Source organism: Streptomyces bicolor (assembly GCF_000719285.1).
GTDB classification, from domain to species: domain Bacteria; phylum Actinomycetota; class Actinomycetes; order Streptomycetales; family Streptomycetaceae; genus Streptomyces; species Streptomyces bicolor.
The window spans coordinates 47,288-72,328 of sequence record NZ_JOFS01000031.1 but is presented as its reverse complement, the minus strand read 5'-3'; the positions used below and the strand labels follow the sequence as shown (position 1 = coordinate 72,328).

Genomic DNA, 25,041 nt, shown 5'->3' with positions numbered 1-25,041 from the left:
TGGGGGTCGTGGAGATCGCCGTGCACCGGGTGGGATGTCGCCCAGGCCGGCGGGGCGGTCCCGGCCCGTACCCGACGCGCTCGCGGCCGAGCTGCTGCCCGTCGCCAGGTGCGTGGTCGCGGAGGCGGACCAGGGCGTGCGGTTCGGCGCGCCGGTCGCGGTGCCGGTGGGCGCCGGACCTGATGTGCGGTTGTTGGGGTTCCTGGGGCGGTGTGACTCCTTGCCGGAGTGACGCGGGTTTGCCATCCGTTGGGTTGTGCAATCGGTCGACCCTCTTTATAGTCGTCATGACTAATAGTCGTGCTGACCATAAAAGGGGTGAGCGGCATGCCGGGACCCACCGTGCCAGAGGGCTACGACAAGCACGCCCACGAACCCTTCGCCGTCACCGCCGACCTCGCCGTCCTCACCATCCGCGACGGGGTCCTGCACGTCCTGCTCGTCGAACGCGGACAGGAGCCGTACAAGGGCCACTGGGCGCTGCCCGGCGGCTTCGTGCAGCCCGACGAGTCGGCGGAGACGGCGGCCCGGCGTGAACTCGCCGAGGAGACCGGCCTGTCGGACGTCTCCGGGCTGCATCTGGAACAGCTGCGGACCTACAGCGAGCCCGACCGCGACCCCCGGATGCGGGTCGTCACGGTCGCCTTCACCGCGCTGCTGCCCCACCCGCCCGAACCGCACGGCGGCAGCGACGCGGCACAGGCGCGCTGGGTGCCGTACGACAAGGCGGGGCCCCTCGCCTTCGACCACGACCGGATCCTGGCCGACGCCCATGACCGCGTCGGCGGCAAGCTCGAGTACTCCAGCCTCGCCACCGCCTTCTGCCCGCCCGAGTTCACGCTCGGCGAGCTCCAGCACGTCTACGAGGTCGTGTGGGGCACCGTCCTCGACCGGCCCAACTTCCGCCGCAAGGTGCTCGCCACGCCGGGCTTCGTCGAACCCGTCCCCGGCGCCGCCCGGCTCACCGGCGGCCGCGGGAAACCGGCCGCGCTGTACCGCGCGGGCACCGCGACCACCCTCCATCCGCCCCTGCTCCGGCCGATCCCGGAAGGACGCCCCGCATGACCACGACCACCGTCCGCAAGCGCGCCGCCACCGGCTCCCTGCTCGGCCTCGCCCTCGGGGACGCGCTCGGCTTCCCGACGGAGTTCAACGACGTGCCGTCGATCCTCGCCAAGTGCGGGCCGTGGCGCGAGATGGAGCTGCCGACGCCGGCGATCGTCACCGACGACACACAGATGACGCTGGCGCTCGGGAAGGGGCTGCGGACGGCGATGGACCGGGGCGTGCTCGGGCCGAAGCGGCTGGAGCGCCCGGTGCGGGAGGAGTTCGTGGACTGGTACCAGTCGCCGGAGAACAATCGCGCGCCGGGCCGGACCTGCCTCGTCGCCTGCAATCTGCTGAAGGACGAGCGCAGGCCCTGGCAGGACGCCGGCCAGATCAACTCCAAGGGCTGCGGCGCCAACATGCGCGTCGCGCCGATCGGGCTCATCCCCGGCCTGAGCGACGAACAGCGCGCGGGCGCCGCCCAGTTGCAGTCCGCCCTCACCCACGGGCATCCGACGGCACTCGCCGCCTCCGACCTGACCGCGCACGCCATACGCCTCCTCGCGCAGGGCGCCGACCCGTCGGGACTCGTCGGGCTGCTGCGGTCGTACGCCCTCGACAACCGCACCCACTACCACGAGCGCTGGCTCGGCGACCTGTGGACGCGCAGCCAGGACCCCGACCCCGAGCACTTCGTCGCGCGGGGCTGGGACGAGTGCCTGGCCATCCTGGACCGCCTCCAGGACGCCGTGCGCACGGCCTCGCCCGAGACCGACCCGTGTCTGGCCACCGGTGCGGGCTGGATCGCCGAAGAGGCCCTGGCCACCGGCCTGTTGTGCTTCCTGTGGTTCGTGGACGAGCCCCTGACGGCCCTGCGCCGGGCGGCGTGCACCTCCGGCGACTCGGACTCGATCGCGTGCCTGACGGGCGCGTTCGCGGGCGCCTGGCTGGGGGACGAGGCCTGGCCCACGGAGTGGGCGGACCGGATCGAGTACCGGGGTGACCTGCTGACCCTCGGAGCGCTCTGGGACGCTTGACGGATGATCGACGCCCTGGACATCGACCTCGCGCCCGTCGTCGCCGAACAGCCCGACCCGGTGCTGTTCGCGACCGTCTCCGGCGCGCATCTGTACGGCTTCCCGTCACGCGACTCCGACGTGGACCTGAGGGGCGTCCACCTGCTGCCCGCCGCCGACCTCGTCGGGCTGCGGGAGCCGGACGAGACGCGGTCGCGCATGTGGGTGCGGGACGGCGTAGAGATGGACCTGGTCACGCACGACCTGCGCAAGTTCGTACGGCTGATGCTGCGCCGCAACGGCTACGTCCTGGAGCAGCTGCTCTCGCCGCTCGTCGTGCACACCACGGACGCCCACCGGGAGCTGGCCGAACTGGCGCCCGCGGTGCTCACCGGTCACCACGCCCATCACTACCGCGGGTTCGCGAACACGCAGTGGCGGCTGTTCGAGAAGACCGGGGAGCTCAAGCCGCTGCTGTACACGTTCCGGGCGCTGCTCACCGGCGTTCACCTGATGCGCGCCGGTGAGGTGCAGGCGCATCTCCCCACGCTGCTGGAGCAGGTCGAAGCCCCGGCCTACCTGCCGGAGCTGATCGCGGCGAAGGCGGAGCGGGAGCACGGGGCCGCCGATGTCGACCACGCGCGCGTGGCGGCCGACATCGACCGGCTGCACGGTGTGCTCGACGAGGCGCAGACCGCCTCAGCGCTGCCCGACGCGCCGAGCGCCTACGACGCCCTGCACGCCCTCGTCGTACGGACCCGGCTGGAGGGCTGAGGCGCGGCGGGCCCGCGTCAGGAAGTCCTCCACGCGGCGGCGGTCCGGCTCGGCCGGGAGCGGGCTGTGCCGGAGGGCCTGCTCCGCCTCGCCCGCCAGGCGGGTCATCCGCGACTCGATCTCCGGCCAGGGGACCTCGCCGCGCTTGACCGCCAGCAGTGGCTCGCGCCGGTCGCCGACATCGATCGTCAGGCGGCCGGTGCGCAGCAGGTCGCGGGCGCTCGCCAGAAGGCGCAGGAGGTGCATCGCGTGCTTCCAGCGCGGGGCGCCGTGAGCGCGTACGTCGGCCTCCAGCTTCTTGCGCTGGCCGAGCGCGTAGCGGGTGAACGTCTCGTGGGCCTGGCGGGACAGGAAAGCCTCGCGCAGGGCGAGGAGCTCGCGGCCCGTGTCGTCGGCATACTCCACGAGTGGGGAGTGCAGGCACTCCAGGATGTTCGGGTTGGCGCGCAGCGCAAGCTCGCAGAAGCGCTCCAGTTCCCAGCTGAACTGCTCCTCCTGGGGGCCTTCGACGTGGGTGGGCGGCTTGTCGAAGCGCCAGAAGAGGGGGGTTGGGGCGAGGAACACGCCCCGGCGGTCGGTGTCGCTGCCGTCCGTCGCCAGACCGAAGGCGCGCGAGCCCATGACGCAGGCGTAGATCGTGTGGTCGCGTACCAGGGTCTCGGGGTGCATGCCCCGGAGCGTACGCGGCGGGTCACATCAGGCGGATCGAATTTCCGTCCACGGTGATCTGCTTCTCGGGCAGCGGCCGTGTCGCCGGAGGGTTGGCCACCGAGCCGTCCGTGATGCTGAACTTGCTGCCGTGGCAGGGGCAGTTGATCGTCCCGCCCGAGACACTGCCGACCGTGCACCGCTGGTGGGTGCAGATGGCGGAGAAGGCCTTGAACTCGCCCTGCTGCGGCTGGGTCACCACCACCTGCTCGTCCTTGAAGATCGTGCCGCCGCCGACCGGGACTTTGTCCGTGGTGGTCAGCTCCTGGCCGTCCTGGCCGGGGGAGCCGGTCGAGGTGGAGGTCGGTGTCGAGTCGCCGGAGTCGCCGTTGTCGCCGGAATCGCCGCAGCCCGCGACGAGCGCCGCCGCGCCCGCCCCGCCTGTCGCGATGAGGATCGTGCGCCGCGTCGGACGGATGCTCATGTCGTCACTCCGAAAGTGCGGAAGAACCAGAGGGCGGAGGCCAGCCAGATGATCGTGAGAGCGGTGAAGACCAGCCCGCCCACGATCGGCAGCAGCCGGCCGGGGGGTCGCTCCGACCGGAGAAACAGCATCTTTGCACTGAAAGCACAGAAGGAGAAGCAACCCAGGACAGAGTGCAAGAAAACGCGCGTTTCATACGTCTGGTAGCCCATTGCGTACAGGCAGTGCACCGCAACGGGGACGGACAGCAAGATCAGGGGGCCGCGGGGCGGGCGAGGGCTCGCCGTCGCGGGTGAGGACGTCGACCTGACGGCCGACCGGCAGCACGATCCAGCCGCCGTCGACCTCGGCGCCGCGCACGGTGGCGGTGGCCCGGTACAGGCCCGATGGCTTCCTCGTCCTGTCGGCGGTGAAGGCGTGGTGCTCACCGTCGATGTCGACCGTGCCGCGGATCCGCTTGCCCTCCTTGAGGCTGCCGTTCAGGACGCCACCGTCCTTGCCGGTGAGGAGTCGTCGTCGGTGCGGCCCGCGTAGCCGGCGTTCGGGACGGGTGTCTTCGACAGTGACGGGGTCGTCGGTTCGAGGGTGACGGGGAGGACGCGTTCTTCGCCCCCGTCGTCGCGTGAGAGCGGACCCGCGACCCGCCGTCCAGGGGTGTACGGAGGCGTTCGCGGTCCGGTCGCGAAATCGGGATGGACGGGCGACATTGGCTCAAAGCCGACGGCCCGTAGCCCAGGCGTCTCAGCGGGCGGGCGACCTGCGTCCGCCGCACGCGGGCTGACTAGGCTGGCGAGTCGAAGAGCCGATCCATAGAGCAGCGCAGAGCAGCGAGGAGCAGAGCCGTGGCGGTACGAGCGGTCCGGGGGGCCGTCCAACTGGAGCGGGACGAGGCCGGTCACATGGACGAGCAGGTCGGGGCCCTGCTCACCGCGATCCTGGAGCGCAACGGCCTGAGCGCGGACGACCTGATCAGCATCTGGTTCACGGCGACGCCCGATCTGCACAGCGACTTCCCGGCGGCGGCCGCCCGCAAGCTCGGCAGCGGCTTCGCCGACGTACCGCTGATCTGCGCCCAGGAACTGGACATCGAGGGCGCCATGCCGCGGGTCGTACGCGTCCTCGCGCACATCGAGTCCGACCGGCCCCGCGCCGACATCGCGCACGTCTACCTCGGTGCCGCGGCCGCCCTGCGCAAGGACATCGCCCAGTGAGAACCGCACTCGTCATCGGCACCGGCCTCATCGGTACGTCCGCCGCGCTGGCGCTGGCCGCGCGCGGGGTCGTCGTCCACCTCGCCGACCACGACCCCGAGCAGGCACGCACGGCGGCCGCGCTCGGCGCCGGCACCGACGATGCACCCGAAGGCCCCGTCGACCTGGCGATCATCGCTGCCCCGCCCGCGCACGTGGCGGGCGTGCTCGCGGACGCCATGCGCCGGGGTGTGGCCCGCGGCTACCTCGACGTGGCCAGCGTCAAGGGCGGGCCGCGCCGCGCGCTGGAGGCGCTCGGGCTCGACCTGTCGTCCTACATCGGCACGCATCCCATGTCGGGCCGGGAGAAGTCCGGGCCGCTGGCCGCGACCGGAGACCTCTTCGAGGGGCGCCCCTGGGTGCTCACGCCGACCCGCGACACCGACACCGAGGTGCTCAACCTCGCCCTGGAGCTCGTCTCGCACTGCCGCGCGGTGCCGGTGGTGATGGACGCCGACGCCCACGACCGCGCGGTCGCGCTGGTGTCCCACATGCCGCACCTGGTGTCCAGCATGGTCGCCGCGCGTCTGGAGAACGCCGAGGAGGCGGCCGTACGACTGTGTGGCCAGGGCATTCGGGACGTGACCCGGATCGCCGCGTCCGATCCCCGGATGTGGATCGACATCCTCTCCGCGAACCCGGGGCCCGTGGCCGATCTGCTCACGGACGTCGCCGGGGATCTGGAGGAGACGGTGCGGGCGCTGCGGGCACTGCAGTCGTCCGACGAGGCGAAGCGGCTGGAGGGGACCTCCGGTATCGAGGACGTGCTGCGGCGCGGGAACGCCGGGCAGGTCCGGGTGCCCGGCAAGCACGGGGCCGCTCCGCGGGTCTACGAGGTCGTCGCCGTGCTGATCGACGACCAGCCGGGACAGCTGGCGCGGATCTTCGCGGACGCGGGACGGGCCGGGGTCAACATCGAGGATGTGCGGATCGAGCATGCGACGGGGCAGCAGGCGGGTCTGGTCCAGCTGATGGTGGAGCCCAATGCGGCGCCGGTGTTGTCGGCCGGGTTGCGGGAGCGGGGCTGGGCGATCCGGCAGTAGGGTTTTTCGCCTCCGCCGCCCCCTGGACCCCCGTCGGCCCTGAAGGGGCCTCGTCCTCAAACGCCGGACGGGCTGAGAGTGCGCGGCCGGACGAGTGACGCGCACCCAGTAACCTTGTGCGGGGCGCCCTCGCGCCCGTCACCCCCAGCACACCGCACCAGGAAGGTGTCCCCCCGTGGAAAACGGTGCCGCCAAGCCCGTGATTGTCGCCATCGACGGCCCCTCCGGCACGGGCAAGTCGAGCACGTCGAAGGCCGTCGCCGCGCAGCTCGGGCTGAGCTACCTCGACACCGGCGCCCAGTACCGGGCGATCACCTGGTGGATGGTGACCAACGGCATCGACATCGAGGACCCGTCCGCGATCGCCGCGGTGGCCGGCAAGCCGGAGATCGTCTCCGGCACCGACCCGGCGGCCCCGACGATCAGCGTCGACGGCACCGACGTGTCCGGCCCGATCCGCACCCAGGAGGTCACCTCCCAGGTCAGCGCCGTCAGCGCGGTGCCCGAGGTGCGTGCGCGGATCACCGAGCTGCAGCGCTCCCTCGCCACCTCCGCCGAGTACGGCATCGTCGTCGAGGGCCGCGACATCGGTACGACCGTGCTGCCCGACGCCGACCTGAAGATCTTCCTCACCGCCTCGCCGGAGGCCCGCGCCGCCCGCCGCAGCGGTGAGCTCAAGGGCGCCGACGTGCACACGACCCGCGAGGCGCTGCTGAAGCGCGACGCGGCCGACTCCAGCCGCAAGACCTCGCCGCTCGCCAAGGCGGACGACGCCGTCGAGGTGGACACCACCGAGCTCACGCTGGCGCAGGTCATCGAGTGCGTCGTCACGCTCGTCGAGGAGAAGCGAGCCGGGAAGTGAGCGCCCGCCCGTCACCCGACCACCGCCCCTCAACGAGGCTCCCCCAGAGCCGAAAGCCCGGGGGGACCCCCACCGCGCCGCCCCAGCTTCCTTCCGAGCGGGGTGCCGAGGTCGGGCGGCGCATCGGCGTCGGCCTGATGTACGGGCTGTGGCGGCCCCGGGTCCTGGGTGCCTGGAAGGTGCCCGCGACCGGGCCGGTGATCCTCGCGGTCAACCACAGCCACAACATCGACGGGCCGATGGTGATGGGCGTGGCGCCCCGGCCCGTGCACTTCCTGATCAAGAAGGAAGCGTTCGTCGGCCCGCTCGACCCCTTCCTGACCGGCATCGGCCAGCTGAAGGTGGACCGTCACGCGGCCGACCGCACGGCGATCACGCAGGCGCTCGACGTGCTGTCGCACGGCGGTGTCCTGGGGATATTCCCCGAGGGCACCCGTGGCGAGGGCGACTTCGCCTCGCTGCGGGCCGGTCTCGCCTACTTCGCGGTGCGCAGCGGCGCGCCGATCGTCCCGGTCGCCGTGATGGGAAGTTCCGAGAAGCGGGGACGGTTGATGAAGGGGCTGCCTCCGCTGCGGCACCGCGTCGACGTCGTCTTCGGCGAACCCTTCGAGGCGGGCGACGGCAGCGGGCGGCGCACCCGCACGGCGCTGGACGAGGCGACCGAGCGCATCCAGAAGCAGCTCACCGAGCACCTGGAAATCTCCAAGCGGCTGACCGGCCGCTAGGCGACACTGAGTAGTGGATCAGCCGGGAAACACCCGGGTGCTCCACCGATCACCACGATGAACGAGGTACGGACTTCATGAACGACCACATCCACTCCGAGGGCTCGCTCGAAGAGCACGACCACGGAGAGCTTGGCGACGCCGAGTACGCGGAGTTCATGGAGCTCGCCGCGGAAGAGGGCTTCGACCTCGCGGACGTCGAGGGGGCGATCGAAGCGGCCGGTCACGGGCCGCTGCCCGTCCTCGCCGTCGTCGGGCGGCCCAATGTCGGCAAGTCGACTCTCGTCAACCGCATCATCGGGCGCCGCGAGGCCGTCGTCGAGGACAAGCCCGGCGTCACCCGCGACCGTGTGACCTACGAGGCCGAGTGGGCCGGCCGCCGCTTCAAGGTCGTCGACACCGGCGGCTGGGAGCAGGACGTCTTCGGCATCGACGCCTCCGTCGCGGCGCAGGCCGAGTTCGCCATCGAGGCCGCCGACGCCGTCGTGTTCGTGGTCGACGCCAAGGTGGGTGCCACCGACACCGACGAGGCCGTCGTACGACTGCTGCGCAAGGCCGGCAAGCCCGTGGTGCTGTGCGCCAACAAGGTCGACGGTCCCAGTGGCGAGGCGGACGCCGCGTACCTGTGGTCGCTGGGGCTCGGTGAGCCGTACCCCGTCTCGGCTCTGCACGGCCGCGGCACCGGCGACATGCTGGACGCCGTCCTGGAGGTGCTGCCGGACGCGCCGCGCGAGACCTTCGGCGGGGGCGGCATCGGCGGCCCGCGCCGTATCGCCCTCATCGGCCGCCCGAACGTCGGCAAGTCCTCGCTGCTGAACAAGGTGGCCGGCGAGGAGCGCGTCGTCGTCAACGAACTGGCCGGCACCACCCGTGACCCGGTCGACGAGCTCATCGAACTGGGCGGCGTGACCTGGAAGTTCGTCGACACGGCGGGCATCCGCAAGCGCGTCCACCTCCAGCAGGGCGCCGACTACTACGCCTCGCTGCGCACCGCCGCCGCCGTCGAGAAGGCCGAGGTCGCCGTCGTCCTGATCGACGCGACCGAGTCCATCTCGGTGCAGGACCAGCGCATCGTCACCATGGCCGTGGAGGCGGGCCGCGCGATGGTGATCGCCTACAACAAGTGGGACACCCTCGACGAGGAGCGCCGCTACTACCTGGAGCGGGAGATCGAGACCGAGTTCGGCCAGGTCGCATGGGCGCCCCGGGTGAACGTCTCGGCACGCACCGGGCGGCACATGGAGAAGCTGGTCCCGGCGATCGAGACGGCCCTCGCGGGCTGGGAGACCCGGGTCCCGACCGGGCGGCTGAACGCCTTCCTCGGCGAGCTGGTCGCCGCCCACCCCCACCCGATCCGCGGCGGCAAGCAGCCCCGCATCCTCTTCGGCACGCAGGCAGGCACCAAGCCCCCGCGGTTCGTGCTCTTCGCCTCGGGCTTCATCGAGGCGGGCTACCGCCGCTTCATCGAGCGCCGGCTGCGCGAGGAGTTCGGCTTCGAGGGGACGCCGATCCATATCTCGGTGCGCGTGCGCGAGAAGCGCGGCAAGAAGAAGTAACGGACGCAAAAACGCAAGGGCGGCCCGATGCGGGCCGCCCTTCGTGTGTGCTCAGCCTCTGCGCGCCGGGGGCAGCGCGGCGGGGACGTGCTGCATCCCCGAGCCCTGCGGACCGATGTGCCCGACGCGCTGCCACTGCGGCTGCTGACCGCTGCCGTGGCGGGCGCTGTGGGCGCCCGCGCTGTACGCGCTGTAGGAGCTGCTGAACGACCCCGGGCGATGGCCGCCGTACGAGCCCGCACTCCGCGGCATGTTCCCGAACGCGGTGAACCCCAGGTCCTCCTCGCCGCTGCGGTCACCCGGCAGCGAGCGGAAGGATTTGACGTACTCGGCGTAGAGCGCGTCGTAGATAGGCGTGGCCGATGGGCCGCCCTGAAGGCGGGGAACGTCGTATGCATGCACGTATGTCCAAACGACACCGCGCTCGAAGAGATGCGGCCGTCGTGACGGATCGCCTGCTCATCGGGGCCGCGGGCGGTGCCTCCGGGGTGCGGGGAGCGGCTCTCAGGTCCCCGCGAGAGGCAGCGCGGCCGCGACCAGCTTCCCGTTGGCGGCGGCCTTGTCCAGGGCATCCCTGAGCAGGTCCTCCCTGGGCTGACGGCCGATGGAGCCCACCGGTGCCGCGAACATCAGTACCTGCTGATGCTTGTTCGCGGCGGCCCGCCATCCGTCCGTCACCAGCAGCGGCTGATGTGCCTGCCACCACGCGACCGGCTGCCCCCCATTCGTGCCGGGCTGCAGAACCGCGTGCAGCTGCCCCATGGCCAGCAGCACGGACCAGCCGTGCAGCACCGGCGGCACGTCCGCCAGCTCCGGCACCGGCATGAACCCCTGCTCGATGAGCAGCGGAAGGAAGTCGTCCCCGGCGCCGGTCGCTCCGGGGCGCACGATGGGCCCGGTCGGCTCTACCACCAGGGCGGGGTGCAACTCCCCGGCGATCAGCACCAGTCCGCTGGTCACACCGAGCACGGCCTGCTCCGGCACGATCGTCTCGGGCTCCAGGTCGACCCTGTCGCCGGTGATGGACTTCACGGCGCCCCGCAACTGCTCCTCGGTGACCTGGACCACCTGCGAGGGCAGGCAGGTGGCGTGGGCGAAGGCGAGGACGGCGGTCTCGTCCCCGATGAACAGGACGGTGCTGGTGCGCTCCTGTTCGGAGTCGCCCGGGGTGCGACAGGACGTGCAGTCGTAACTGCCGGGGGCGTTGTCCCCGGCGAGCAGCCGGTCGGCTTCCTCGTCGCCGATCTCGGCACGTACCTCGTCGCTGACGTCGAGCATGCGTGGCACGGGTGGCTCCTCGGGATGTGGTGCGTGGCGGGGCCGGGTGGCTCCCGGCCCGTGAACCGGGCGGGTCCCGGGCTCATGAAGAAGACAACGGGCGATCTGTGGCGGGAGTCACGCCCCACACCGAACGGAATCGAACCATCCACCGCACACGGTCACCGCCGGTACGGAATCGCGCACTCACCGTCAACTCCTAGGAATGCCAAGGAAGTTGGTTGCGTGAGGTGAGTCACAGATCGTCGAGGTCGTTGGTCGACAAATCCCGAAATCAGCGAATGAAGTGGGTGGCCGGAAATCGCCGATACCGGAGGTAACGGCGAACTGGCCTGGAATGACAAGGAGTTGGTTGATACCGGCCGGTCCGCGTCCCTACATTCCTCGGCCGTGTGCAACGAGCACCGCTCGGGTACGTCCGCCGACCGCACCAGCCAGCACTCAGCACCAACCCTCGGCGGACGGGGCGGGCGCGACTCACACGCCCCATGGCGTGCGCAGTGGCGTTCCGTTCTGGGGGACCCCGGGTCCTTCGAGAGGGATCTACATGTCCGAATGTGCCGATAACACTCACGACAACGCTCGGAAGGCGCCGAAGGCTCCCATCGGGAGCCGGACTCGTACGACGGCGGTCCTCGCCGGGGCGGCACTGCTCGCCCCGCTCGGGCTGCTGGCCGCGACCGGCAACGCCGCAGCGGCGGACAACGGAGTGTGGGACCGCATCGCACAGTGCGAGAGCGGCGGCAACTGGCACATCAACACCGGCAACGGCTACTACGGCGGACTGCAGTTCGCCGCCTCCACCTGGCGCGCGTACGGCGGTACGGCCTACGCGCCGACGGCGGACCAGGCCACCAAGGCCCAGCAGATCGCGGTGGCCACCAAGGTCCAGCGTGCCCAGGGGTGGGGCGCGTGGCCGACCTGTTCGGCCAGGGCCGGGGCGTACGGGAGCGCACCCGCGGCTCCCGCGACCGGCTCGGCGGCCTCCTCCTCGACCAAGGCCGCCCCCTCGGACAACGAGGCGGCCCCGTCGAATCCGGCGCGGACGCCGGAGCGTTCGTCGGGACACACGACCCGTGGCTCGTCCCGCGGTGACTACACCGTCCGCGAGGGCGACACGCTGAGCGGTATCGCCGCCCGGCACGGGACCACATGGCAGCGGATCTTCGCCGCCAACAAGGCGGTCATCGGCGGTGATCCCGACGTGATCGTGCCCGGGCAGCGACTCGAACTCTGAGCATCGCTCCCCTGCCGGGGCACGGGCCCCATCCGGTCCGCCGACCGGGTGGGGCCCCAGCGTCCCTCGGACGCGCCGCGACGGCTGACCGCAACGAGCTGCCTAGCGTGCTCATATGAAATGCACACCGCTCACGATCGTCATCGCCGCCACACTGCTGACCGCCGTTGCCCCGGGAACCTCGCAGGCAGCGCCGGCCACGCACACAACACGCGCAAGCCATACGGCGCCGCCACGACCGGCTCCTGGACCGCCTCCCAAACACACGTCGTTCGGCTGTGCCAAGGACCAGTGGCCCTGGGGTTGCGTGGCCAAGTGCGAGAGCGGCGGCAATTGGCACATCAACACCGGCAACGGCCACTACGGCGGACTGCAGTTCTCGCAGCCGACCTGGGTCGCCTTCGGGGGTGGGAAGTACGCCCCGCGCGCGGATCTCGCCAGCCGCAAGGAGCAGATCACGGTCGCCAAGAAGGTGGTGGCCGTGCAGGGATGGGGGGCCTGGCCGCACTGCTCCAGGCGGTACGGGCTGAAGGGCCGTATCCAGACGTGGAAGCCCATCGTCGCGGATCGGCTGTCCACGAGGGCGTTGCTGGTCAACCGGAAGGGCCCGACCCGGTTCGGTGCACTGCACGGCGCTCCCATTCGCCCCGTTCGCCGCTGAACACGACCGCGCCCCGGCGCAGTTCGTAGACGAGTGCCGTCCGGCCGTGCGGGACGGGCGGCACTCGTTGCTCGGCGACGACCACGCACGCGTCGAGTTCGCTCAGCAGCGCGTACGTACGGGCCGCGACCGTGGGCGACATGCCCTGCGCGGGCTCGTCGACGAGCAGCACGCGCGCGCGTGCCAGCAGGGCGCGGGACAGCGCGAGCATGCGCTGCTCGCCGCCGGAGAGGGTGCCGGCGTGGCGCGCCAGCAGCGGCGCCAGCGCGGGATAGGCGTCGAGGGCGATGTCGTACGAGGGCGCGGCGAGTTCGAGGTTCTCGCGCACGGTGAGGGAGCCGAACACGGCCCGGCGCTCGGGGACCAGGCACAGTCCGCGGCGGGCCCGCTCGTGGGCGGGCACCCGGGTGATGTCGGTGCCGTCCCACACCACCGTGCCGCCGGACAGGGGCACGATTCCGGCCAGGGCGCGCAGGGCGGTCGTACGGCCGGATCCGTTCCGGCCGAGCAGAACGGTGAGGCCGGGGCCGGGGGCGGCGAGGGTGACGCCGTGGAGGGCCTCCAAGGGGCCGTAGCGCACGCGCGCGTGCCGCAGGGCGATGGTGGTCATGCGGGGGTCTCCTGGGGGCCTGCGGCGTCGAGTACGCGGTCGGGTGGGCCGGAGGCGACGATGCGGCCCGCCGTCATGACGTGCACGGTGTCGGCGAGGTCGGCGACCAGGTCGAGGTCGTGCTCCACGACGAGCAGGGCGGTGCCGTCGGCCGCGAGCGCCTTCAGGATCCGGGTCAGTGCGGTGACCTCGGTGGTGTCGAGGCCGGCGGCGGGTTCGTCGAGCAGGAGGACGCGCGGGCTGCCGGCGAGGGCCCTGGCCAGCTCGACGCGTCTCAGGGTGCCGGTGGGGAGGTCGGCGGCGGGCAGGGAGCGGACGGGGCCGTCCAGGCCGAGGAGTCTCAGGGATCGCTCCACCGCTGACGGGTCGCGGAGTCTGCCCTGTTCGGCGCCTACGCGGACGTTCTCGGCGACGGTCAGTGAGGGGAAGACGGCCAGTTGCTGGAAGGTGCGGGCGATGCCGAGGCGGGTGCGGGCATGGGCGGGGAGGTGGGTGATGTCGCGGGGGCCGAGGAGGACTTGGCCCTGGGTGGGGCGGTGGGTGCCGGCCAGGCAGTGGAACAGGGTGCTCTTGCCCGCGCCGTTGGGCCCGATGACTGCGGTGATGTGACCGGGCGGGACGGTGAGGGTGACGTCGTGCAGGGCGGTGAAGCCGTCGTAGCGGGCCTGGAGGTGGTGGGTGGTCAGTGCCGGTGGGTGGGGGTGCGCGCGGCGGCCCTCGGCCGCGTCTGGCTTCCCACCCGCACCACCCGTACAACTCTCGTCGTCGGGTGCGGGTGGCCCTTGTGGGGGCCGAGCGCCGTCGGCGGCCGCGGGGGGTTGAGCGGGCGCTCCGCGGCCGCCGGCTTCTCCGCGCGGTTTCCCGGCGTCCGTCGTGTCGTCCGTCTGTCGGCTTGCCGTGGGGTGGTTCTGTTGCCGTTGTGGTGGCCCAGTGGTCCCGCCTGGTCGTCGCCGTGGTGGGCCGGCGGCCCCGGCTCGCTCGGTCCGGCGCGTCGTTCCTGGGGCGTCCGACGTGGTCAGGCCGGTCAAGGTTGGCTGGGGGGTGGTTTCGTGGGCTGTTCGGTGTAGGAGGCTTCGTAGCTGTGCTCCCAGTGGCGTCAGTGTTGCTCTGCGTCGCGGGCGCAGGTTCTGTGCCGTCGTTCGTAGCGCCTCGTACGGCCCTCCTGGGAAACGGCCCACGAGCACCGCGAGGACGCCGATCAGTGCCGCCGCCACCCCGCCCCGGGCGCCCGCGTCGAGGCCGACCAGGAGGGCTGCCGCGGCCAGGGCGCCCAGGGTGCTGTCGGCGCCCAGGACCACCACCGCGGCGAACCAGAGGAGGCCGCGGACGGGGTCGTAGGCGGACGGGTCGAAGGCGCGCAGGCCCATGCCGAGCAGTCCGCCGCCCAGGGCTGCCAGGGCCGCGCCCGAGACGAAGGCCAGGAGCTTGAGGGAGGGGACCTGGACGCCTGCCGCCGACGCCCCCGACTCGTGGTCCCGCATCGCCGCCAGGGCCCGGCCCGTGCGGCCACGGCGCAGCAGCCAGGTCGTCAGGAGGGCGGCCGCCAGGAGGGCCAGTTCCAGGACGTAGTACGCGCGGTCGCCCTCGAAGCCCGCCGGTCGGCCCAGCGAGAGGCCCGAGATCGCGTACGGCTGGGCGAAGACGAAGCGGCTCACGCCGACGCCCACCGCGAAGGTCACCAGCGCGAGGGCCAGGCCGCGACGGCTGATCGCCGGCCAGCCCGTGAGGAGGCCCAGGGGGGCCACCAGGACGACAGCCAGCGCGAGCGCGGCCAGCTCCGGCAGGCGTGGCAGGCCCGGGAAGCGGCCCGCCGCCAGCAGGGCCGTGAACAGGGCGCCCAGGCCCGCGTACGCCGCCTGGCCCAGGGAGATCTGGCCCCCTCGGCCCGTGACCGTCACCAGCGAGAGCAGCACCACGGCCAGCGCGGGCACCTGCACCGAGGTGTGCAGGTCCGAGCCCGCGAAGCCCAAGGGGAGCAGGAAGAGCACCGCCGCCACGATCCAGGCGCCCGGCGGGGTCGGCACGCGCGTGGTGGCGCTGCGGGGGAGCGCGTCGCGGGTGCCGAGGCTGGGGAGGGTCAAGGCCGCGATCAGCAGGGCCACCACGAAGAGGTTCGTGCTGACCGCCTGGACCAGGGGGGCGCCCCAGCCCGACGGGTGCAGACGCGTCAGCTGGCTCTGTGCCACGCCGATGGCCAGCGCCGTCAGCACGGCGATCGGAAGGCTGCGCATGCGGGCGGCCACCGCCACCGCGACCACCTCCATGACCAGCAGCGGCAGGCCGTACGGGTCGAGACGGACGTACGGTGCCAGCAGGACGCCCGTCAGGCCCGCCGTGAACGAGCCGAACGCCCAGCCCGCCGCCGCCACCCGGTCCGCGTCGACGCCGCCGAGGACGGCCAGTTGACGGTCGTCCACCACGGCACGCAACTCCCGGCCGAAGCGGGTCCGGCGGATCACCGCCCCGACACCCGCGGCCAGCAGCAGGGCCACCGCCAGCTGCCCCCAGGGGTCCGCCGACACCAGCTCCGGCGCGTCGTCCCGCGCCCCCTGGCCCCACAGCAGCGCCGCACCGCCCACCAGCAGCACGAACACGCCGATGGACGCGACCAGGGTCTGCGCCGGGTCGCTGCCCAGGACCGACAGCGGCCGGAAGACGAACCGTTCCAGCACCATCCCGATCCCGGGTGCGACGAGCAGCAGCGTCACCGTCGCGCCCGCCCACAGCGGCCAGCCCCACTCCACCACGCACTGGCGCAGGACGTACGCGCACACCATCGCGATCGCCCCGTGCGCGAAGTTCAGCACGCCGGTCGCGCGATAGGTGACGATCAGGCCGATCCCGGTGAGCGCGGCGGCGCTGCCGACCGACAGGCCGGCCAGGGTGAGGTCGTACGTCAGCGAGGACATCGGTCATCCGCTTCAGTCGTCCGCTTCGGCGGGCTCACAGATCGGGCACGGGCCCAGTTCGCCGCTCCTCACCAGCTTCGCATCGACGGGTACGGCCTCCACCTTCCCGGCGACCAGCGGGCAGTCGGCGCGGTGCCACAGGGTGCCGCCGGGCACCATCAGCAGGTCCCCGCTGACCGCGAGCGGCGCCGTGGCCGGCTGCTCGGACTCCTCGGCGTCGGCGGGCTCCGCGGCCACCAGAAGGCCGTACAGCTCCTCCACGCGCGCGGCGGCGAGCACGCCCCGGCCATGGGTCAGCAGCACCGACCCGGCGATGATCAGCGCGGCCCCGGGAACCGTGCAGGACGCGAGATACGGCAGCTGCCGCTCGGCGAACCGCTCGCCGGAGACGCCGTACCAGCCGATCACGCACAACACCGCGCCGGCCGCGAGCGCGGCCCAGCCGGCCCAGAGGACGGGGTGCACTCTCCGCAGTCGGGCTGTCCGCATCGCCGGCTCCCACACGTCGGGTTTCGGGGCAGGCACAGCGGGTTTCTGTGCGTGTGCCTGTCCATGTCAGCCAATGGCTTGCACTATGCCTCCTGCAAGCTGACCCTGAAAGCACCGGGCGTACCCGGCCCGGATCGACACCCGGCGGTGAGCCAGATGGTTCTCGGGAGCGACCTCAGGCGGAGCAACGCGCACAGGGGACGGGGGACGGCGCTGGCGGCCGCCCTGCTCCTCTTCCTCGCCCCGGCCTTCGTGGCCTGCAGCGACGACGAGGGAGGCGGCGGCAACGAGACACCGCCGACACCGACCGTCGAGCAGACCGAACCGGCCGAGCAGTCCCCGGCCGCGACGGCGCCCGCCGACGTGGGGGCGGCCGAGACGGAGATCAAGCAGAACTGGCAGAAGTTCTTCGACCCGGCGACGTCCATGGAGGACAAGCAGACCGTCCTGGAGAACGGCGAGCAGATGGCGCCGGTCCTGCAGGCGTTCAGCGGCGACGAGCGCGGCGGGCAGGTCCAGGCCAAGGTCTCCAAGGTCGAGTTCACCTCGCCGACCGAGGCGAACGTGACATACGACCTGACCCTCAAGGGCGCGACCGCCCTGCCGAACGCCTCCGGGACCGCCGTCGAACAGGACGGCACCTGGAAGGTGTCCGCCAAGACACTGTGCGCGCTGGTCCAGTTGAGCGGCAATGGGTCGCCGATCCCGGGGTGCTGAGGCGGCGATCGCCGTGGTGATGCTGGCTCTGAGTACGGCGTGCGGCAGCCGGCTGCCGGAGAGCGACTTCGAGCACCGCGACCGGAGCACTCCCTCGGCTCCCGCGGGCGACCGCACCCCGATCCGCGTCGGCATCATCACCAGTGCCACCAGCCCGGTCGGCGGCAACGTCTTCACCGGCCCGCGCGACGGCGCCAAGGCCTTCTTCGACCGCCTCAACGCGCGCGGGGGCATCGACGGCCGCCGCGTCGAGGTGCGCGAGTGCGACGACGGCGGCAGCGGCGTCGGCAACAACGAGTGCGTGCACGAGCTGATCGACGAGGAGAAGGTCGTCGCCCTGGTCGCCACCACCGCCCTGGACTACGCGGGCGCCTCCCGCGTCTCACGCGCGCGCGTGCCCGACATCGGTGGCCAGCCCATCGGGGCCGCCTACGACACCTACCCGCACCTGTACGGCATCTACGGCAGCCTCGCACCCCGCGACGGCACGACCGGCTGGGACGGCGAGCAGTACGGCGGCACGGAGGTCTACCGCTACTTCAAGCGCGAGCACGGCGCCCGTACGGCCGCCGTCGTCTCGTACAACCAGCCCGCGTCCGCCGCCTACGCCCGGCTCGTCGAGCGGGGGCTGAAGGCCGAGGGCTACGAAGTGGTCACCGAACAGGTCGACTTCGCGCTGCCCAACTTCCGGGCGGTGGCCGCCGATCTGCAGGAGCAGGGCGCCGACCTCGTCTTCGACGCCATCGACAGCCACGGCAACGCCCGGCTGTGCGAGGCGATGGACGACGTCGGCGCCGAGGTCACCGCCAAGGTCACGAACGTACAGAACTGGACGTCCACCGTCGCCGAGGACTACAAGGACGCTCCGCGCTGCCGGAACGCCCTGTGGGCGACCGGGTCGTCCCGCAATTTCGAGGACAAGGGCCATGCCGCCGTACGGGAGTTCCGGGACGCCACCAACGGCCTCGAGACGCACTCCCAGTGGCAACTCGAGGGCTGGGCCGCCGCGATGTGGTTCACGGACGCGGCGAAGGCCTGCGCCGAGCGGGGCGTCACGCGCGCGTGCGTCGACGACTTCATGAACCGCAGCCAGGGATACACCGCCGACGGCCTGCTCATCCCGGTCAGGTTCGAGCGCCTGGCCGAGCCGCCGAAGAGCCGCCGGACCTGTCTGTCGGTGGCCCGCTGGGAGGACGGCAGGGGCTGGGTGGCCCAAGGAGACATGAACAACACGTGCTTCGACGTGCCGCAACTGTCGTACCGGCCGTGACGGGCAACCAAATGGCGGCATCGCCGGTCCAACCGACAGAGCAGAGAGCGGAGGAGGAACCGCAGCGCATGACGCCCGTGCCGCAGGCCGCACCACTGCGCGCCGACTGCATCGCGGATTCGGCCGGCGGGTTGACCTTCGACGTCAGCGCGACCGGGGCGACCGAGCCCGCCCACCTCGTCCTGCGCCACCGCGAGGGGCGCGAAGAGGTCACCCTGCCGCTGACCCCGGCCACGAAGGGCCACCTGCGCGCCGCCCTGCCGAGCAGCGTCGCCCTGCCGGAGGGCCACTGGGACGCGTACGCGCGCGTGACGGAAGGAGAGCCGCACCGCCTGGCACCGGGCGACATGGACGTGAACCCCCTCGCCTCCCGAGTCCCGTACGAAACCCGCCAAGGCAACCTGAGCGTGGAATGCCGGTTAGCCACGACGCCCTACAGGGGCGCGGGGAACTGCGCGACAAGCCACAACGGGCCCGCAGCCGCCCGTGAACCCGTACCCCCGAGCTGTTAGGCGACTGGCAAACTCGGATCATGCTGGACACTTCCGCCAGACTCCTGCGGCTGCTCTCCCTCCTCCAGTCCCACCGCGAATGGTCCGGCGCCGCACTGGCCGACCGCCTCGGCGTCACCCCCCGCACGGTCCGCCGGGACGTCGACCGCCTACGGGAACTCGGCTACCCCGTCAACGCCAGCCCCGGCACCGGCGGCGGCTACCAACTGGGCGCCGGCGCCGAACTGCCACCCCTGCTGCTGGACGACGACGAGGCCGTCGCGGTCGCCGTAGGCCTGCGCACCGCCGCAGGCCACGGCATCGAGGGCATCGGCGAGACCTCCGTACGCGCCCTCGCCAAGCTCGAGCAGGTCCTGCCCAGCCGCCTGCGCCGCCGCGTGGGCGCCCTCAACGCCTTCACCGTGCCCATGCTGCGCGGCCCCCAGCCCTCCGCGGTGGACCCGGCCGTCCTGACCGAGCTCGCCAACCTGTGCCGGGACGCCGAGCGCCTGCGGTTCGAGTACCGCGACCACGAGGGCGCCCCCACCCGCCGTACCGTCGAGCCGCACCGCCTGGTGTGCAGCGAGCGCCGCTGGTACCTGGTCGCCTGGGACCTCGATCGCGACGACTGGCGTACGTTCCGCGTCGACCGCATCGCCCCCAGGCCGCCGCACGGCCCGCGCTTCGCCCCGCGCACCCCGCCCGCCGAGGACCTCGCCGCGTACGTCTCGCAGGGCGTCTCCACGCGCGCGTACGCCTCCCACGCCGTCGTCCGGCTGCTGGTGCCCCTGCGGGAGGCCGCCGAGCGCATCTCGCCGTCCGCGGGCACGCTGGAGGCCGACGGGGACGCCGCCTGCATCCTGCGCACCGGGGCCGCGAGCCTCGACGTGATGGTGCTGCACATCATGATGATCGGCATCGAGTTCGAGGTGCTGGAGCCCGTCGAGTTCACCGAGGCGATCAGGGGCGCCCGGGATCTGCTGTCCCGGGCTCTGGAGCGGGGCGATTCTCACGCTCGTCGATCGCCGCGTGCGCCGGATGGTGCAGATCGAACGCCGGGGACTCGGAGCGGATCTTCGGCAGCGACGTGAAGTTGTGCCGCGGGGGCGGGCAGGAGGTGGCCCACTCCAGGGAGCGGCCGTAGCCCCAGGGGTCGTCGACCTCGACCTTCGTGCCGTACTTGGCGGTCTTCCAGACGTTGTAGAGGAACGGCAGCGTCGACAGGCCGAGCAGGAACGCGCCGATCGTCGAGACCGTGTTCAGGGCCGTGAAGCCGTCGGCGGCGAGGTAGTCGGCGTACCGGCGCGGCATGCCCTCCGCGCCCAGCCAGTGCTGCACCAGGAACGTGGTGTGGAAGCCGATGAAGAGCGTCCAGAACTGGATCTTGCCGAGCCGTTCGTCGAGCATCTTCCCGGTGAACTTCGGCCACCAGAAGTAGAAGCCGGCGAAGATCGCGAACACGACCGTGCCGAACACGACGTAGTGGAAGTGCGCGACCACGAAGTACGTGTCCGTGACGTGGAAGTCCATCGGCGGCGAGGCCAGGATCACCCCAGTGAGGCCGCCGAAGAGGAACGTCACCAGGAAGCCCACCGACCACAGCATCGGCGTCTCGAAGGACAGCGAGCCCCTGAGCATGGTGCCGGTCCAGTTGAAGAACTTCACGCCCGTCGGCACCGCGATCAGGAAGCTCATGAACGAGAAGAACGGCAGCAGCACCGCGCCCGTCGCGAACATGTGGTGCGCCCACACCACCACCGACAGACCGGTGATCGCCATCGTCGCCGCGACCAGCGTCAGATAGCCGAACATCGGCTTGCGCGAGAAGACCGGGACGATCTCGCTGATGATGCCGAAGAACGGCAGCGCGATGATGTACACCTCGGGATGGCCGAAGAACCAGAACAGGTGCTGCCACAGCAGCGCACCCCCGTTGGCCGCGTCGAAGATGTGCGAGCCGAACCGCCGGTCCGCCTCCAGGCACAGCAGCGCCGCCGCCAGCACCGGGAACGCCATCAGGATCAGGATCGACGTGAACAGCGTGTTCCAGGTGAAGATCGGCATCCGGAACATGGTCATGCCGGGGGCGCGCATCCCGATGATCGTGGTGATGAAGTTGACCGCGCCGAGGATCGTGCCGAAGCCGGCCAGCGCGAGGCCCATGATCCACAGGTCGGGGCCGATCCCGGGGGAGCGCTCCAGGCTGTTGAGCGGCGCGTAGGCGAACCAGCCGAAGGAGGCCGGCCCGTTCGGCACGATCAGCGAGCCCATCACGATCAGGCCGCCGAAGAGGAACAGCCAGTACGAGAACATGTTGAGCCGGGGGAAGGCCACGTCCGGGGCGCCGATCTGCAGCGGCATCAGCTCGTTGGCGAAGCCCGCGAAGGTCGGGGTCGCGAACAGCAGCAGCATGATCGTGCCGTGCATGGTGAACATCTGGTTGAACTGTTCGTTGGTCAGCAGCTGCAACCCCGGCCGGGCGAGTTCGGCCCGCATCAGCAGTGCCATGACACCGCCGGCCAGGAAGAACGCGAACGACGTGATCAGGTAGAGATGCCCGATCTTCTTGTGGTCGGTGGTGGTCAGCCAGTCGACGACCACCCGGCCGCCGGGCGGCTTGTCCCGCATGGGCCGTGCCGTCGCCTGTGCGGTCTGCGTCCCCATCGCTCGCTCGCCCCTTCGCTCGTCGCGCCCCGGGCCCGCTGGATCCCGCGCCGCACGCGCCGACGCGAGCTCACGCCATGATGCTCGCGTCGACAGCGCTCCGACAGGGGGCGTACGGGGGTTCTGTGCCGGAACCATGTGCTTTATGTGTGGAACCGGCTCCCGCGGCCGGCGCGGAATGGCGGGGAAAACGAGTTCGGGGGCAGTTCTCCCGGAACTTTTCCGCCGGGCTATTGGCAGGGTCGGCGCGACACGCGGAAATTACGATCGAATGCCTGCGGAAGGCCTATGGAACCGCTCGTCCGTGTGACGAAGTGTGGCCGAAACGCATGTCGTGATCCTGTGACAAAAGCGTGACCCAAGAGGCACGTGTGACCCGGATGGCCGCTACAAAGGTTCACGGTCCGCTCTGGCCCGATCCTTCCGACAGGGCCTAGCGTGGCGCCATGGCACCCATTCCGAAACCCTTTGACGAACCCCAGGACAACCCGGACACCTATGTTGGACTCGCCGCCGACCGGGCCGAGCGGCTCGCCCGCGACCGAGGGTGGTCGACGGTCCGTGCGCTGCCGCCGGGGGCGATCATCACCATGGAGTACCGCTCGGGACGGCTGAACTTCGAGGTCAAGGATGGCCAGGTGGCGCGGGCCTGGAAGGGCTGACGCAGGCCTGGTCACGGGCGACGGCCCCGGCTCCTGGAGAGGAGCCGGGGCCGTCGTCGTGCGGGGCGGTCGTGCGTACCGACCCCCGCTGTCCTGCGGTCCTGTGGTCAGCCGCCCGTCAGCGGCCGGGCCGTCGGGGCCGCGCCGCGTGCCAGGCGGTCCGGGTGGGGCGGGCGGCGGCTGCCGACCGGAGTGACCGGTGTGCGCTCCGAGCGGGTCGTGTGCGGGACCGGCGCCAGGTGGATCGTGGCGCGTGGTGAGTGGGCCACGGAGGCCGCCTCGTGGGCCGCGGCCTCGTCCTCGGCCGCGACCGGGCACGGCTTGAGCCGCACCGGCACCTCGACCGGAACGGGCGGCAGCTGCGCCGGGGCGGTCTGACGTGCGCGCCAGCGGTCGCGCAGGTCCAGGATCCAGGTCTCCGAGCGCGCGATCAGCGGCTCGAACCACGGCAGCGCCAGCAGGATCAGCAGGCCCGCGGCCCAGCCGAGCAGCACATCGCTCAGCCAGTGCGTACCGAGGTAGACCGTGGCGAGGCCGACGCCCAGCGAGGTCACCGCCGACAGGGCCGACAGCCAGCGGCGCGCTCTCGGGGTCGAGGCCAGATAGGCCAGGATTCCCCAGGTCACCACGGCGTTGGCGGTGTGGCCGCTGGGAAATATATCGCCGCCCAGCCACATCTCGTTCGAGCCGATGGAGGTGGCGTAGTGGGGGCCGAGGCGCCCCATGCCGAGCTTGGCGGCGCCGACGGTGATGTTCAGCAGGAGCAGTGAGACACCGAGCGCCAGCAGCGGCCGCAGCGTGTGCTGCCGCCACGAGCGCCAGCCCAGCCAGGCCGCGACCATCACGGCGGTCGGGCCGCGCTGGCCGAGCACCACGTAGTAGTCGACGAACGCGTGGATCTCCGCCCACTGCTGGTACGGCCGGAAGAACATGACCTGCCAGTCCAGCCGGACCAGCCACGACGTGATGACGACGGCCCAGACGATCGCCACATAGAAGGCCAGGGTGGAGGCGAACAGCACGATCCGGTGCCGGCTCATCCTCGGCACATCGATGTGTGCCGGACGTTCCGGTTCCCGGTCCAGCCTGGCGAACACCCGGTCCAGACGGGTGAGGGTTCGTTCGGTACGCACCCAATCGACGTTACAGCGAGTGAGCTCTGTTCCCGTGCGATACCGCCGGTTTGTGATGACGATGTGATGTGGGATTCCTCTCAGAGAGAGGTTTGTTTTCTCGGAATCCACAATCCTCGGACGGTGAACCCTTCATTTTCTTCGATCATTCAGATGGGCGGTTTTTCTCCGCTTATGAATTCGTTCACCGAATGCTGGGTTGCAATTCGCCGGGCGCTCATCGACGGCCGGGAGCCGGTCACGGCGGACCGGAGCCGTTCAGCCAGAACGCCCCGTACACCGCCGAGGCCGTCGCGACCCCGGCCAGCACCGCCGCCGACCTGGGCGTACGCAGCCGGGCCAGGGACAGCGCGAGGGGCAGCAGTAGAGGGAAGGCGGGCAGCAGCAGGCGCGGTTTCGAGCCGAAGTAGCTCGACGCGCACAGGGCGAGCGCGGTGACGACACCCCCGTACACCAGGAGCGGGAGGGGCTGGCGCTGCCGTACACAGACGACGTACAGCCACACCACCAGCCCGACCCCGACGATCAGACCGACCCCCGCCAGGGCGGACGGAAACGACGTGAACTTGTCGGCGACGAACCGGGCGAAGGCGTAGCCGCCGTCGAAGCCGTTGCGCCAGCCGGCCTGGACGTCGAGATACCCGAGGGGGCCCTTTCCGGTGCGGTGGCCGACCCAGAGGACGTAGCCGGTGGTGCCGAGGGGGGCGAGAAGCATGCCGAGGGCGCGTGTCGCGCGCCGTGTGCCGTGCGGCCCCGGGTTGCTTCGGTCTCGCACGGAAGAGTCACTTCGGTCTCGCGCGAAAGAGGCGAGGCCCGCCGCCCACACCGCCGCGACGACGGCGATCCCCACCGGGCGGGTCAGGCCCGCCAGCAGGGCCAGGGTGCCCGCCGTCGGCCAGCGGCCGGTCAGGACGGCGTACAGCGACCAGGCGGCGAGCGCGGTGAAGAGCGACTCGCTGTACGCCATCGACTGCACGATCCCGACCGGGAGCACCGCCCACAGCAGTACGGCGCACACCCCCGCCCGACCGCCGTACAGGTGATCGGCGACCGCGAAGATCCCCCAGGCCGCCGCCAACGAGGCGAGCAGGCTCACCGCGAAGCCCGCGTCGGCGTACGACAGCGGGGTCAGTGTCGCGCCGAGCCGCTCCAGCCAGGGCAGGAGGGGGAAGAAGGCCAGGTTCGAGTGCACGTCGCCGTTCGGCAGGCGTACCTCGTAGCCGTAGCCCAGCTCCGCGACCCTCGTGTACCACAGCGCGTCCCAGCGGGCCGTCAGCAAGGTGTACGCGCTCTTGTCGCGCGCCGCGCTCCACAGGGCCAGGGTGAGCAGGCCCAGGGCGCGCACGGCCGCGTAGCCGAGGAGGGCCGGGGCAGCGCGGCGCAGGGGCGACGAACGGGCCGGTGCCATGCGCGTGTCAAGATCGGTCACGGGCTCGATTATCGACGGGGGGCCGAACCGCACCGACCGCCGGGACGTGGTCATACAGGAGGGGAGTGGCGTACGCCACACGCGTT

General features: G+C 71.5%; 25 protein-coding genes and 2 pseudogenes. 16 read left to right on the top strand and 11 right to left on the bottom strand.

What is annotated here, in order from left to right; genetic code table 11:
* Nucleotides 1-34 precede the first annotated feature (34 nt).
* The 4 genes from IF78_RS49885 to IF78_RS0133070 all read left to right on the top strand — a co-directional run bounded on the left by IF78_RS49885 (nt 35) and on the right by IF78_RS0133070 (nt 2,837).
* The gene (locus tag IF78_RS49885) at nt 35-232 is read left to right on the top strand and encodes a hypothetical protein (RefSeq protein ID WP_234439915.1); all 198 of its coding nucleotides are present in this window, start codon (nt 35-37) and stop codon (nt 230-232) included.
* 95 nt (nt 233-327) lie between these two features.
* On the top strand, nt 328-1,065 hold the full coding sequence (locus IF78_RS0133080) for an NUDIX hydrolase (RefSeq protein ID WP_031486233.1): 738 nt from the start codon (nt 328-330) through the stop codon (nt 1,063-1,065).
* Complete coding sequence (locus IF78_RS0133075; protein WP_031486232.1) at nt 1,062-2,084, top strand: ADP-ribosylglycohydrolase family protein; 1,023 nt, start codon at nt 1,062-1,064, stop codon at nt 2,082-2,084. The genes IF78_RS0133080 and IF78_RS0133075 overlap by 4 nt, the downstream gene beginning before the upstream one ends.
* Before the next feature lie 3 nt (nt 2,085-2,087).
* A complete protein-coding gene (locus tag IF78_RS0133070) occupies nt 2,088-2,837 on the top strand; it encodes a nucleotidyltransferase domain-containing protein (protein ID WP_031486231.1) in 750 nt (249 codons plus the stop codon).
* Here the strand turns inward: IF78_RS0133070 and IF78_RS0133065 are convergent.
* From IF78_RS0133065 to IF78_RS0133055, 3 genes and pseudogenes are all read right to left on the bottom strand, one after another.
* Entirely contained in the window at nt 2,763-3,506 is a 744-nt protein-coding gene (locus IF78_RS0133065; RefSeq protein ID WP_031486230.1) for a nucleotidyltransferase domain-containing protein, read from the bottom strand. The genes IF78_RS0133070 and IF78_RS0133065 overlap by 75 nt on opposite strands.
* A 22-nt stretch (nt 3,507-3,528) precedes the next feature.
* Nucleotides 3,529-3,969, bottom strand: a complete 441-nt coding sequence (locus IF78_RS0133060) for a Rieske (2Fe-2S) protein (protein WP_031486229.1) — start codon at nt 3,967-3,969, stop codon at nt 3,529-3,531.
* Nucleotides 3,966-4,220, bottom strand: a pseudogene (locus tag IF78_RS0133055) (DUF6529 family protein); the annotation flags it as partial. The pseudogene IF78_RS0133055 and the gene IF78_RS0133060, both read right to left, overlap by 4 nt.
* Before the next feature lie 591 nt (nt 4,221-4,811).
* Here IF78_RS0133055 and aroH point away from each other — a divergent pair.
* The 5 genes from aroH (at nt 4,812) to der (ending at nt 9,405) form a co-directional block, all read left to right on the top strand.
* The gene (aroH, locus tag IF78_RS0133045; RefSeq protein WP_031486227.1) at nt 4,812-5,180 is read left to right on the top strand and encodes a chorismate mutase; all 369 of its coding nucleotides are present in this window, start codon (nt 4,812-4,814) and stop codon (nt 5,178-5,180) included.
* Complete coding sequence (locus tag IF78_RS0133040) at nt 5,177-6,262, top strand: prephenate dehydrogenase (protein ID WP_031486226.1); 1,086 nt, start codon at nt 5,177-5,179, stop codon at nt 6,260-6,262. The genes aroH and IF78_RS0133040 overlap by 4 nt, the downstream gene beginning before the upstream one ends.
* A gap of 175 nt (nt 6,263-6,437) precedes the next feature.
* Entirely contained in the window at nt 6,438-7,124 is a 687-nt protein-coding gene (gene cmk / locus IF78_RS0133035) for a (d)CMP kinase (protein WP_031486225.1), read from the top strand.
* Between the two features lie 137 nt (nt 7,125-7,261).
* Nucleotides 7,262-7,849 carry a lysophospholipid acyltransferase family protein gene (locus IF78_RS0133030; RefSeq protein WP_234439919.1) on the top strand — a complete coding sequence of 196 codons (588 nt, stop codon included), beginning with the start codon at nt 7,262-7,264 and terminating at the stop codon, nt 7,847-7,849.
* A 77-nt stretch (nt 7,850-7,926) separates the two neighbouring features.
* The gene (gene der, locus IF78_RS0133025; RefSeq protein WP_031486223.1) at nt 7,927-9,405 is read left to right on the top strand and encodes a ribosome biogenesis GTPase Der; all 1,479 of its coding nucleotides are present in this window, start codon (nt 7,927-7,929) and stop codon (nt 9,403-9,405) included.
* Nucleotides 9,406-9,456: 51 nt separating this feature from the next.
* On the opposite strand, the gene IF78_RS0133020 is transcribed toward der, so the two are convergent.
* Together IF78_RS0133020 and IF78_RS0133015 are read right to left on the bottom strand one after the other, a co-directional pair.
* Nucleotides 9,457-9,807, bottom strand: a complete 351-nt coding sequence (locus IF78_RS0133020; RefSeq protein WP_031486222.1) for a hypothetical protein — start codon at nt 9,805-9,807, stop codon at nt 9,457-9,459.
* A gap of 102 nt (nt 9,808-9,909) precedes the next feature.
* Complete coding sequence (locus IF78_RS0133015; RefSeq protein ID WP_031486221.1) at nt 9,910-10,692, bottom strand: hypothetical protein; 783 nt, start codon at nt 10,690-10,692, stop codon at nt 9,910-9,912.
* A gap of 538 nt (nt 10,693-11,230) precedes the next feature.
* Between IF78_RS0133015 and IF78_RS0133010 the strand changes: the two genes are divergently transcribed.
* Both IF78_RS0133010 and IF78_RS46715 read left to right on the top strand, forming a co-directional pair.
* Entirely contained in the window at nt 11,231-11,920 is a 690-nt protein-coding gene (locus IF78_RS0133010; protein WP_031486220.1) for a LysM peptidoglycan-binding domain-containing protein, read from the top strand.
* A gap of 115 nt (nt 11,921-12,035) precedes the next feature.
* Nucleotides 12,036-12,581 (top strand): transglycosylase family protein, encoded by a 546-nt coding sequence (locus IF78_RS46715; protein ID WP_078662667.1) that lies wholly within the window; start codon nt 12,036-12,038, stop codon nt 12,579-12,581.
* Here the strand turns inward: IF78_RS46715 and IF78_RS0133000 are convergent.
* The 3 genes from IF78_RS0133000 to IF78_RS0132990 are packed head-to-tail and all read right to left on the bottom strand — an operon-like array spanning nt 12,514 to nt 16,589.
* On the bottom strand, nt 12,514-13,191 hold the full coding sequence (locus tag IF78_RS0133000; RefSeq protein ID WP_037641813.1) for an ABC transporter ATP-binding protein: 678 nt from the start codon (nt 13,189-13,191) through the stop codon (nt 12,514-12,516). The two genes, IF78_RS46715 and IF78_RS0133000, sit on opposite strands and share 68 nt — an antisense overlap.
* A complete protein-coding gene (locus tag IF78_RS0132995) occupies nt 13,188-16,100 on the bottom strand; it encodes an ABC transporter permease subunit (RefSeq protein ID WP_031486217.1) in 2,913 nt (970 codons plus the stop codon). The genes IF78_RS0133000 and IF78_RS0132995 overlap by 4 nt, the downstream gene beginning before the upstream one ends.
* Before the next feature lie 12 nt (nt 16,101-16,112).
* Nucleotides 16,113-16,589: a hypothetical protein gene (locus IF78_RS0132990; protein ID WP_031486216.1), complete on the bottom strand. Its 477-nt coding sequence runs from the start codon at nt 16,587-16,589 to the stop codon at nt 16,113-16,115.
* 156 nt (nt 16,590-16,745) lie between these two features.
* Here IF78_RS0132990 and IF78_RS0132985 point away from each other — a divergent pair, with 156 nt between their 5' ends.
* The 4 genes from IF78_RS0132985 (at nt 16,746) to IF78_RS0132970 (ending at nt 20,158) form a co-directional block, all read left to right on the top strand.
* Nucleotides 16,746-17,306, top strand: coding sequence for an MTB12 C-terminal domain-containing protein (locus IF78_RS0132985; protein WP_031486215.1), 561 nt, complete (start codon nt 16,746-16,748; stop codon nt 17,304-17,306).
* Nucleotides 17,281-18,576, top strand: coding sequence for an ABC transporter substrate-binding protein (locus IF78_RS0132980; RefSeq protein WP_031486214.1), 1,296 nt, complete (start codon nt 17,281-17,283; stop codon nt 18,574-18,576). Before IF78_RS0132985 ends, IF78_RS0132980 begins: the two co-directional genes overlap by 26 nt.
* A gap of 68 nt (nt 18,577-18,644) precedes the next feature.
* The gene (locus IF78_RS0132975) at nt 18,645-19,088 is read left to right on the top strand and encodes a hypothetical protein (protein WP_425314635.1); all 444 of its coding nucleotides are present in this window, start codon (nt 18,645-18,647) and stop codon (nt 19,086-19,088) included.
* Between the two features lie 20 nt (nt 19,089-19,108).
* Nucleotides 19,109-20,158, top strand: coding sequence for a helix-turn-helix transcriptional regulator (locus IF78_RS0132970; protein ID WP_078662666.1), 1,050 nt, complete (start codon nt 19,109-19,111; stop codon nt 20,156-20,158).
* Here the strand turns inward: IF78_RS0132970 and ctaD are convergent.
* Nucleotides 20,040-21,731 (bottom strand): annotated as a pseudogene (gene ctaD / locus IF78_RS0132965) (aa3-type cytochrome oxidase subunit I); the annotation flags it as partial. The gene IF78_RS0132970 and the pseudogene ctaD overlap by 119 nt on opposite strands.
* Before the next feature lie 446 nt (nt 21,732-22,177).
* On the opposite strand from ctaD, the gene IF78_RS0132960 reads away from it, so the two are divergent.
* Nucleotides 22,178-22,393 carry an I78 family peptidase inhibitor gene (locus IF78_RS0132960; RefSeq protein ID WP_031486210.1) on the top strand — a complete coding sequence of 72 codons (216 nt, stop codon included), beginning with the start codon at nt 22,178-22,180 and terminating at the stop codon, nt 22,391-22,393.
* 107 nt (nt 22,394-22,500) lie between these two features.
* Here the strand turns inward: IF78_RS0132960 and IF78_RS0132955 are convergent, their stop codons facing one another.
* Together IF78_RS0132955 and IF78_RS0132950 are read right to left on the bottom strand one after the other, a co-directional pair.
* The gene (locus tag IF78_RS0132955; RefSeq protein ID WP_031486209.1) at nt 22,501-23,526 is read right to left on the bottom strand and encodes a phosphatase PAP2 family protein; all 1,026 of its coding nucleotides are present in this window, start codon (nt 23,524-23,526) and stop codon (nt 22,501-22,503) included.
* Nucleotides 23,527-23,764: 238 nt separating this feature from the next.
* Nucleotides 23,765-24,955, bottom strand: coding sequence for a glycosyltransferase family protein (locus IF78_RS0132950; RefSeq protein ID WP_031486208.1), 1,191 nt, complete (start codon nt 24,953-24,955; stop codon nt 23,765-23,767).
* Nucleotides 24,956-25,041 lie beyond the last annotated feature (86 nt).

Bases quoted from the DNA above. Each gene is read 5' to 3' on its own strand.
- IF78_RS0133065 (WP_031486230.1), bottom strand. From the start codon at position 3,506: ATGCACCCCGAGACCCTGGTACGCGACCACACGATCTACGCCTGCGTC.
- IF78_RS0133010 (WP_031486220.1), top strand. From the start codon at position 11,231: ATGTCCGAATGTGCCGATAACACTCACGACAACGCTCGGAAGGCGCCG.
- IF78_RS0133060 (WP_031486229.1), bottom strand. From the start codon at position 3,969: ATGAGCATCCGTCCGACGCGGCGCACGATCCTCATCGCGACAGGCGGG.
- IF78_RS0133030 (WP_234439919.1), top strand. From the start codon at position 7,262: ATGTACGGGCTGTGGCGGCCCCGGGTCCTGGGTGCCTGGAAGGTGCCC.
- IF78_RS0133070 (WP_031486231.1), top strand. From the start codon at position 2,088: ATGATCGACGCCCTGGACATCGACCTCGCGCCCGTCGTCGCCGAACAG.
- IF78_RS0133000 (WP_037641813.1), bottom strand. From the start codon at position 13,191: ATGACCACCATCGCCCTGCGGCACGCGCGCGTGCGCTACGGCCCCTTG.
- IF78_RS0132990 (WP_031486216.1), bottom strand. From the start codon at position 16,589: ATGCGGACAGCCCGACTGCGGAGAGTGCACCCCGTCCTCTGGGCCGGC.
- IF78_RS0132970 (WP_078662666.1), top strand. From the start codon at position 19,109: ATGCTGGACACTTCCGCCAGACTCCTGCGGCTGCTCTCCCTCCTCCAG.
- IF78_RS0132980 (WP_031486214.1), top strand. From the start codon at position 17,281: ATGGGTCGCCGATCCCGGGGTGCTGAGGCGGCGATCGCCGTGGTGATG.
- der (WP_031486223.1), top strand. From the start codon at position 7,927: ATGAACGACCACATCCACTCCGAGGGCTCGCTCGAAGAGCACGACCAC.
- IF78_RS0132960 (WP_031486210.1), top strand. From the start codon at position 22,178: ATGGCACCCATTCCGAAACCCTTTGACGAACCCCAGGACAACCCGGAC.
- IF78_RS0132985 (WP_031486215.1), top strand. From the start codon at position 16,746: ATGGTTCTCGGGAGCGACCTCAGGCGGAGCAACGCGCACAGGGGACGG.
- IF78_RS49885 (WP_234439915.1), top strand. From the start codon at position 35: ATGTCGCCCAGGCCGGCGGGGCGGTCCCGGCCCGTACCCGACGCGCTC.
- IF78_RS46715 (WP_078662667.1), top strand. From the start codon at position 12,036: ATGAAATGCACACCGCTCACGATCGTCATCGCCGCCACACTGCTGACC.
- IF78_RS0132995 (WP_031486217.1), bottom strand. From the start codon at position 16,100: ATGTCCTCGCTGACGTACGACCTCACCCTGGCCGGCCTGTCGGTCGGC.
- IF78_RS0132975 (WP_425314635.1), top strand. From the start codon at position 18,645: ATGACGCCCGTGCCGCAGGCCGCACCACTGCGCGCCGACTGCATCGCG.
- IF78_RS0133075 (WP_031486232.1), top strand. From the start codon at position 1,062: ATGACCACGACCACCGTCCGCAAGCGCGCCGCCACCGGCTCCCTGCTC.
- IF78_RS0133080 (WP_031486233.1), top strand. From the start codon at position 328: ATGCCGGGACCCACCGTGCCAGAGGGCTACGACAAGCACGCCCACGAA.